Raw genomic sequence first — 8,867 nt, forward strand, 5'->3', positions numbered from 1 at the left:
AACGGCGTTTACAACCACGCTCTCGGGCGGTGGCACCGACCGCGGCGGTACGTCCGCTACTCGGGCGCGCCGGAGGACTTCCTCGTCTGTCTGGCGCTGGGGATCGTCGCGGTTTCCTCGGCGTTGACGCCGCCGGCCGCCGACCGCGTCTTACTCGGTCTGCTCGCCTTCGCCGGGGGCTACGCGCTGTGTCGAAAGCGACTCGCCGCGATCGGTTCGGGGATCGGCGGTCTCGTCCCGACGAGACTCCGTGCGCGCCTCCCGACGGTGCGGGTCGTCGAAACCGAAACCGACGGCACGACCGTCGACATCCGGTTCGGACGCTGAGCGCAGGGGTACCACGCACGTTGACTCAGCGTCGGAGTGATCGAAGCGCCCGGAACACCTGTTCCTAAACCAATACCTTTTGTACGAGTCAAGCGGTAGCTACAACAATGGAAATCAGTCCGATGGAACTCTTTTCCGAGCCGAGCGGGTGGGAGAGTGCTCGAGTGTCCCTCCTCTCTGCGGTCGCGTTCTTCGGTCTCTACGCGTACTTCGAACTCCTGCATAACAGCGGTCTCGCCAGCACGCTCGCCATCGGTATCGCGGCCGCACTGCCCGGGGTCGCGGAGTTCCTCCCGAAGCACAGACGGCGCGTGGCCGGTGCATTACGGGTGACAGCGATCGGAATGCTCGTGGCTCTCGTGTTACTATCGGTGAGCAGACTCCTCACATAATGGTCGGCTCACGCCACACCATCGACTACTTTCGAGCGAGACGAACGAACCGGAAAACGGGGCGAACCGACGCGAGCGACGTGACCGCGTTACTCCGCGTGGCCCCAGTCGGCCGCGCGCTTCGGGCGGTCGGACACCGATTCGACCTCGAGGCCGCCCTCGAAGCTATCGAGCGCTTCGACGTAGGCCTCGGCGCTGGCTTCGGTCGACAGATACGGAATCTCCTCCTCGACGGCCATCTCGAGGGAGTCGCGGTCACGGCTGACGACGAAGTCGACCTCGCTCTCGCGGATGGCCTGCGGGACGTCGTCGAAGTCGGCCACCTCGAAGTGGTTTTCGAAGCCGTCGATATCGAGGTCGACGACGGCGGTCCCCTCGCTGACGGCGTTGCCGGCGGCCTGCTGGGCCTTCCAGTAGGCCGTGCCGAACTCGCTGGCGGTCCCCATGACCTCGCCCGTGGACTTCATTTCCGGGCCGAGGCGCGGATCCGATCCCGGCAGGCGGTCGAAGGGCAGGACGACCTCCTTGATCGAGGTGTGATCGGGAATCTGTTCGTCGACCGCGAGGCTCGCGAGGGTCTCGCCGGCCATGACCTTCGCGGCGAGTTTGGCGATCGGGACGCCGGTCGCCTTCGAGACGAACGGGACGGTACGCGAGGAGCGCGGGTTGGCCTCTAAGACATAGACCTCTCCGTCTTGAACGGCCAGCTGGACGTTCAGCAGCCCCTTCGTCTTCAGCGCCTCGGCGATGTCCTCGGTGACCTCGCGGACGCGCTCAAGCGTGTCCTCGTCGAGCGAGCGCGGCGGGATCATACACGCGGAGTCGCCGGAGTGAACGCCCGCAGTCTCGACGTGCTCCATGATGCCGCCGATGATGGTGTTGCGGCCGTCGGCGACCGCGTCCACGTCGAGTTCGATCGCGTCCTCGAGGAAGTCGTCGACGAGGATCGGTTTCTCGGGGCTGACGCGGACGGCCTCTTCGATGTAGGTCGCGAGTTCGTCGTCGTCGTAGACGACGTCCATCGCGCGACCGCCCAGCACGTAGCTCGGGCGGACGAGGACGGGGTAGCCGATGTCGTGGGCCAGCTCGAGGGCTTCCTTCTTCGAGAAGGCGGTGCCGCCATCGGGCTGGGCGATGCCCAGTTCGTCCATCAGGGCGTTGAAGCGGTCGCGGTCCTCCGCGAGATCCATCGCCTCGACGCTCGTCCCCATGACCTCGCAGTCGAGCCCGCGGCGCTCGAGCTCGTCCTCGAGCGGTTCGCCGATGTTGACCGACGTCTGGCCGCCGAACTGGACCATCACGCCGTCGGCACCGGTCGCCTCTGCGACGTCGGCGACCTCCTCGGCGGTGATCGGTTCGAAGAACAGGCCGTCGGAGGTGTCGTAGTCCGTCGACACCGTCTCGGGGTTGTTGTTCACGACGTAGGCGTCGATCCCCAGTTCGCGCAGCGCGCGGACCGCGTGGACCGAACAGTAGTCGAACTCGACGCCCTGCCCGATGCGGATCGGGCCGCCGCCGACGACGATCACGCTCTCGATGTCGCGGTCGACCTCGAGTTCGCCCGACGCGGCGTCGCCGATGAGGGGTCCCGTCTCGAACTCGGACTTGCGTGCGGAGTAGTAGTACGGCGTCTCGGCCTCGAACTCGCCCGCGCAGGTGTCGACCTGCTTGTAGGTACGGCCCGGAACTTCGGTCTCGACGGAGTCGACGTCCGCGCCGGCGGCGGACGCGATGGTCGCGTTGGTGTGGCCGGCGATCGCGGCCTCGGTGAAGTCGCCCTCCTGGGCTGCGATCGTCGAGTCGGCGATGCGCTTGAGGCGCTCGGTGTACCACTCGAAGATGCCCGTCAGCTCCTGGACCTCGTCGACGGTGTAGCCGCGCTCGAAGGCCTCGAACATCGCGTAGGGACGGTCCGGCGACGGGCGGGAGAGGTAGCGCTCCTCGAGTTCCGCGTCGCTGATCTCGGCCCAGTCGACGTCGGGTTCGTACTCGCTCGAGCGCAGCGCCTTCAACAGGCTCTCCTCGAAGGTGCGGCCGATGGCCATCGCCTCGCCGGTCGACTTCATGGCCGTCGTCAGCTCGAAGTCGACGTCGTCGAACTTGTCCTTGGGCCAGCGCGGTACTTTGGTGACGACGTAGTCGATCGCGGGCTCGAAGGCGGCGGTGGTCTCGCCCGTAATCTCGTTCTCGATCTCGTGGAGGCGCTTGCCCAGCGCGACCTTCGCGGTCACGCGGGCGATCGGATACCCGGTCGCCTTGGAGGCGAGCGCGGAGGAGCGCGAGACGCGCGGGTTGACCTCCACCACTCTGTATTCGCCGCCGGGGGTGCCGTCGTCGCGCCAGGCGAACTGGATGTTACACCCACCTTGGATACCGAGTTCGCGGATGACGTCGAGCGCGGCGGTGCGCATTTCCTGGTGACCCTCGTCGGGGACGATCTGGGAGGGCGTGACGACCGTCGACTCGCCCGTGTGGATCCCCATCGGGTCGATGTTCTCCATGTTGCAGATGATGATACAGGAGTCATCGGCGTCGCGCATGACCTCGTACTCGTACTCGACCCAGCCCGCGATGGACTCGGTGATGAGCACCTCGCTGTTGCGCGAGAGGCGCAGTCCCTTGCGGACGCGGCGGAGGAGTTCGTCCATCTCGCCGACGACGCCGGAACCGGACCCGCCCAGCGTGTAGGTCGTCCGGGCGATGACCGGCAGTCCGCCGACCTCGTCGACGGCGGCCTGCACGCGTTCTTTCAGGTCCTCCTCGGTCATCTCCGAGACCACCTCGCCCTCGTCGAGCGAAATCGTGGTCGAGGCGGGAACCGGCTGGCCGATCTTCTCCATGCGCTGGCGGAAGAGATCGCGGTCCTCCGTCGCGTAGATCGTGTCCAGGGGCGTGCCCATGATCTCGACGTCGTACTCCTCGAGGACGCCCTCCTCGGCGAGTTCGGCGGTGACGTTCAGCCCGGTCTGGCCGCCCAGGCCGGCGATGACGCCATCGGGTCGCTCCTTGCGGATGATCTCGGCGATGGCGTCGGTCGTGATCGGCTCGATGTAGACCTCGTCGGCCATCTCCGGGTCCGTCATGATCGTCGCTGGGTTCGAGTTGACGAGGACGACGCGGGCACCTTCCTCCCGAAGTGCTCGGCAGGCCTGTGCGCCCGAATAGTCGAACTCGGCGGCCTGTCCGATCTGGATCGGGCCGCTCCCGATCAACAGGATCGTGCGTCCGTCCCCCGTCTCGCCGTCTGCGGCGGTGTCCGTACTCATTTGTCTTGTCGGAGTGGAGTTCGTACATCGTAATAAGCCCCACGATACAGTACGAATCTCGAAATGGCTTTTCGAAATTCGAACCCAGGAGTCCCCACTCGCCTCGAGACACATCGATTCCCCAGACCAGCGGCCGATTCTACCGACTGCGTGTGAACCTCTCTCGCCCACAGCCGACGGCGAGAGCGATGCTCGAGTCTTCCCGTATCCGCGATCGCAGACGACGGCCCGACGTCCCGCCGAACGAGAGGCGCTCCTCGAGTCGGGGTACAGCACAGCCGCGGAGGACACCAACTTCGGGCTGGCGATCGTCACCGAAGTCGTCGAAGCCCACGGCTGGTCGATCGCAGTCGGCGAGAGCACGGTCGGCAGGCTTCGGTTGGCCGTTTCGCTCGCGGAGTAATTAGAGGGCCTGGTCGTGTTCGCTCTCGAACTCGCGCTGTCGCCGGTACTGGTCGACGAACTCGCTCACGTCGAACTCGAGCATCTGGGACTCGAACTCGGTGATCGCGGCGTCGTCTTCGGCGTGACTGACGGCGTGTTCCATGAGTTCAACGACGAGTTCGACGACGACCTCGTGGAGCCGCCGGGCGTCGAAGTCGGTCATCCACAACAGCGTGTAGCCGACGGCACCGTCGTCGCTCGCGTCGTGGACGGCCACTTTCTCGGGAAACTCCTCCAGGACGATCCCCAGCAGGTGCGGCGTCCCGAACGACTCGAACTCGTCGTCGGTGTCGATCGTCTCCTCGAGCACGGCCACGAGCGATTCGGGGAAAAAGCGCGAGGGCGGATGAACGTCCGTCACGACGGCGTGGGTATCGCCGCAGGGACAGCTGTACTCGCGCATTCCCAGATCGATCTCGTGGGGGTCGACGGTCTCCCCGCAGGGAAGCTCGAGCCCGTCGCCGTCGGCACCCGGAACGGGGGCGTCTGCCATTGCCACCGCTTCGTGTGGGTCGGGCATAAGGGCGACGACTCGGGCTATCACTGGGGTGCGAGACGGCAGTCAGTGGCGGCTCGTCGACTGGTGTGTCTCGCTCCCACTGCTCGAGCCTCGATGAGCGATTCGTTCGGTGGCTCCGCCCGACATCTGGTTCCCAGGTGGCATTCGGATGGAATCCGTGCTCGGTAGAACTGTGAATGGAACAGCCCAATGCTACCGGGAAAGAAGCGAAAGAAGCGTCCTGCTATCGTGGCAACACGGAATTGCCACACCCTCCCCAGCCGATTTCTACTCACGGGCCAAAGGCCCGTTCGTATGGTCCGCGGGACCGTCGGTCCCGCGCTAACGCTCGCTCCTGCCGTCGCTCGCTCATCCCTCGCGCGGCTTCAAACGACGGTTCGCCAGCGGCGAACCGTAGTCCAGCACGCGCCACCGCATGCCGGTTGGTCAGTCTAAAGTGAAACGTAGGTTCCCTGTATCGAGCAACGGGGGAGATTTTCGACCCCGCGAAAACGGTCACGTTCGACGATCGATTCGACGCGGGTGCACCGCGCCGCGTTTCAGGGCCAGTCGTCGCGGACCTGCTCCGCGTCGTCCTCCTCATCCTCGGCGTGGGTCGCCAGAATCCAGTCGGCCGCCTCGGCGGCGTCCTCGACGGCGAGATACTCCCAGCCGACCTCGTCGGCTAACTGCTCGTCCGCCTCGTCAGCACCGACGTAGACGTACCGGTCGGTGTCGAACTGGTCTTTGACGCCCTCGAGGCTCTCCGCTTTCCCGCGGGGGCCGGAGAAGAAGTCCTGTCGGATGCGGTTCTTCCGCGTGAAGTTCGTCACGACGTAGGTCGGCTTCTCCGAGACGACGCCGATGTATTCGGTCCAGCCTCTGGCGTCTTCGAACACGCGCTCGGGCGAGGCGACCTCTTTCAGCGCCTCGAGTTCGAAGGCCAGGGTCATGTCGCTGTCGCCGTTCATGCGTCATCGAAGGCGCGCACGTGGGAAAACGACTTCGATACGGGCGGCGCGAACGCGTGGCCGACGGCCGCCGGATCAGGCGCGCTCGACGCGGTAGTAGTCGGTGAAGACGATTACCTCGCCGGCCTCGAGAGACGCGTCCGCGAGGCCCGCGGTCGAGTCCGACTCGACGGCCTCGTAGAACCGCTGAAACGTCTCGTCGCTCAGTTCGTCGACGTGGGTGACCGCGTCGACCGCGCCGACCGTCTCGACCTCGCGCACTCGTAGCCGCGACACTGCTGTGTCACACGTAGACATGGTATATCGAGGCACACGTCCCGGACGGACTTAATGTTCGTGCACTGCGCCCCCCTTACCGGTTCCGGTACGCTACGATCGTCCAATCTATCGGCTATAAATCCGATATCTACCACGGTCGCGTCCCAGTCATCGAGATCGATGGCTCGAGTCGTCCCAGAAATCAGCAATACTGTCCGACTGTCGCGCTCACTCGAGACCGAAGGGAGAGCGCGATCGGTCGACGGTCCGACTACTGGCCGAAGTACCGCTCGTAGATCGCGTCGGCGGTGCGGAGAGCCAGCGCCTGCCCGGTGTGGGTCGGGTTCTGCCCGCCCAGGGCGTTGGGAATCGCGCTGTGGTCGCCGACGAACAGCCGGTCGACGTCGGAGGCTTCGCCGCCTTCGTCGATGACCCGCCCCATCGACATCGTGCTGTGGATGTGGATGAGATACGGCGCCATGTTCGTCCGGTGGACCTGCTCGGCACCGGCGGCCCGCAGGAGCTGGGAGCCGGTCCGGGCGAGCGTCTCGCGTTTCACGTAGTCGGCCTCGCTGGGCTGCCACTCGATCTTCGCGAGGTTGCCGTTCTGGTCCTCGTCGTCGCTCAGGCTCACGCCGTTGCGCTGGAGCGGCTCGTCGTCGATGCTCAGCAGGAGCGTGACCGTCCGCCGCCAGTCGGCCATCTTGTCCTTCAGCTCCGAACCGACGAGCTGGCCGTGGGTGTCCCACGGCTCGCCGTCGGTGTCGTTGTCCGCGGCCAAACCGACCGCGCTCGTCCCCATCAGCGCGCCGTGCTGGGTCGGCGAGTTGCTGACGACGCCGATGATTCCCTCCTTGAGTTCGACGCGGCCGCCCCACGGCTGACCGACGTGGGGATCGATCGCCCGCTCGCCGACCAGGTCCTCGAGCGCGTCGGGATCGAAGACGCCGTGGACGGCGTCGAACCAGTGGTGAGTTAGTCCCTTGCCGACCCAGCCGTTGTCGGGCAGTTCGGAGTTGAGCCAGAGTCGCGGCGTCTGCAGCGAGCCGGCGGCCATGACGACGACGTCGGCGTCCATGCTGCCGGTCGTTCCCCGCCACGTATCACGGAAGTCGACGCCCGTGGCTTCGCCGCCTTCGGTCCGCACGTTGGTCACGACGGTGTTCGGACGAATCGTCACGTTGCCTGTCTCCAGAGCTTCCGGGACCCAGCTGACGTTGCTGGACTTGCGGGCCTTCTCACTGACGGGGGCGCCTCGCGGCGACGACGCACCGCGGTAGTGATCGTTAGCCAGCGTGCTGCCCTCGACCTCGGGGTAGGTGAAGGGGCCGTCGTACGCCTCGTCCTCGAGTTTCTCGTCGGGCGAGGAGATCAGACTCGGCGTCGGCCGGTAGCTCGGGAGGTCGTCGCCGGTCACGTTGAGCCCGTCGTTGAGCTCGAGTCCGAGTCGCTCCGCGCCCTCGTAGAGCACCGCCTCCTTCGTCGCCGTCGCGCCGGGGCCGAAGTCGAACTTCTCCTCGATGAGCCGGTAGTAGGGGACCAGGTCGCCGTAGTCGATCGGCCAGTCGTCGGTCTCGTTGACCGACGGCACCGTCGTCCGCGGGTGGTTCGCGTAGTAGTGCAGCGTCGTCCCGCCGACGCCGCTGACCTGATTGACGGTGAGGTCGCCGCCGGTCTCGAACTCCCACGCGCCCTGCGTCCGATCGGCGGGACCGTTGCGGAGTTTGCCGGCCGAGGAGTTGTTCATGTCGTCCTCGAGGCCGTTGAACTGCCGGTCGAGGAGCTTCCCGTTGAGGTCGTCGGGATCGGAGCTCTCCGTCGCGCCCGGATGCTCGTGGGGCCGGGGCCACTTCTCGTTGCCGTGCCACGGGCCGGCCTCGATGATCTGTACGTCCAGTCCGTATGCGCCGAGCTGCCACGCGAGTGCGGGGCCGTCGCCGCCTGCACCGATTACGATTACGTCGGGAGTATTCGTCATTGTGTCTCACTTCCAGTCGTTGTCGTCGAACGATTCGATCGGATCCTCGTGGAGCCCCGCGTAGCCGTTCGCAGGCCCGGGATAGCCCGTCTGTCTGTGGCCCTGCACCGCGCCCGCGGGCCGCTCGAGTTCTCGCTCGGCCATCGGCGCCGTGCCGTTCTCGTATCCGGACCACTCGGAGTAGTAGCCGTACGCGGTCAGGCTGAGGAGCGATCCGGAGATCTTCTTCGCCAGGATCGCCTCCGGCAGGATCACGTCGGCGACCGTCTCCAGCGCGTCGTAGGAGTCGATCGCGAACAGCAGACACTGGACCCGATCGATCGGCGCGAGGAACGTGAAGAAGCCGCCGCTGAGGAACTTCTCGCGCGGTCGGATCCCCCCTCGGTTCCCGCCGCCGAGCACGAAGACCAGCGCGTAGAGGTCCAGCACGGTCGCGTGCAGCGTCGCCAGCGGCAGTTCCGACTGCTTGTCCGTCGTCTCCTCGACCGTGCCGTCCCGCGAGACCGTCTCCACGGTCAGCACCGAGTCGCCGGTGCCGACGACGCGCAGGTCGAGGCCGGCCAGCGAGCCGAAGACCTCGGACCGGGACATTCCCAGGTCCGTCTCGGTCGAGAACCCGAGTTCCGCCTCGAGCCCCGCGACCAGTTCCTCGAGCCCGTTCTCGTCGGCCGGCAGGTCGACGCGGAGCGACTCCCGGTCGACGCTGCCGTCGTTGCGGTCGTCGCCCCCGCA

6 protein-coding genes and 3 pseudogenes are annotated in these 8,867 nt (G+C 66.2%); 3 read left to right on the top strand and 6 right to left on the bottom strand.

Translation table 11 applies throughout. The features are described from left to right. Positions 1-327, top strand: a pseudogene (locus tag PGX04_RS31725) (metal-dependent hydrolase); the annotation flags it as partial. A 107-nt stretch (positions 328-434) separates the two neighbouring features. Next, complete coding sequence (locus PGX04_RS31730; RefSeq protein ID WP_273742116.1) at positions 435-719, top strand: DUF8011 family protein; 285 nt, start codon at positions 435-437, stop codon at positions 717-719. A gap of 89 nt (positions 720-808) precedes the next feature. Here PGX04_RS31730 and carB read toward each other — a convergent pair whose 3' ends face one another. Next, entirely contained in the window at positions 809-3,985 is a 3,177-nt protein-coding gene (gene carB, locus PGX04_RS31735; protein WP_273742118.1) for a carbamoyl-phosphate synthase large subunit, read from the bottom strand. A 210-nt stretch (positions 3,986-4,195) separates the two neighbouring features. On the opposite strand from carB, the pseudogene PGX04_RS34890 reads away from it, so the two are divergent. Beyond that, a pseudogene (locus tag PGX04_RS34890) lies at positions 4,196-4,388 on the top strand (hypothetical protein); the annotation flags it as partial. On the opposite strand, the gene PGX04_RS31745 reads toward PGX04_RS34890, so the two are convergent. From PGX04_RS31745 to PGX04_RS31765, 5 genes and pseudogenes are all read right to left on the bottom strand, one after another. Continuing rightward, a complete protein-coding gene (locus tag PGX04_RS31745; protein WP_273742119.1) occupies positions 4,389-4,922 on the bottom strand; it encodes a DUF5815 family protein in 534 nt (177 codons plus the stop codon). Between the two features lie 566 nt (positions 4,923-5,488). After that, positions 5,489-5,899, bottom strand: a complete 411-nt coding sequence (locus PGX04_RS31750) for a DUF7124 domain-containing protein (protein WP_226039328.1) — start codon at positions 5,897-5,899, stop codon at positions 5,489-5,491. 75 nt (positions 5,900-5,974) lie between these two features. Beyond that, positions 5,975-6,196, bottom strand: coding sequence for a DUF7979 domain-containing protein (locus PGX04_RS31755; protein WP_273742120.1), 222 nt, complete (start codon positions 6,194-6,196; stop codon positions 5,975-5,977). A 232-nt stretch (positions 6,197-6,428) separates the two neighbouring features. Further along, entirely contained in the window at positions 6,429-8,135 is a 1,707-nt protein-coding gene (locus PGX04_RS31760; protein WP_273742121.1) for a GMC family oxidoreductase N-terminal domain-containing protein, read from the bottom strand. 6 nt (positions 8,136-8,141) lie between these two features. Continuing rightward, positions 8,142-8,867: pseudogene (locus PGX04_RS31765) on the bottom strand (hypothetical protein); the annotation flags it as partial.

Source organism: Natrinema soli, from assembly GCF_028618695.1.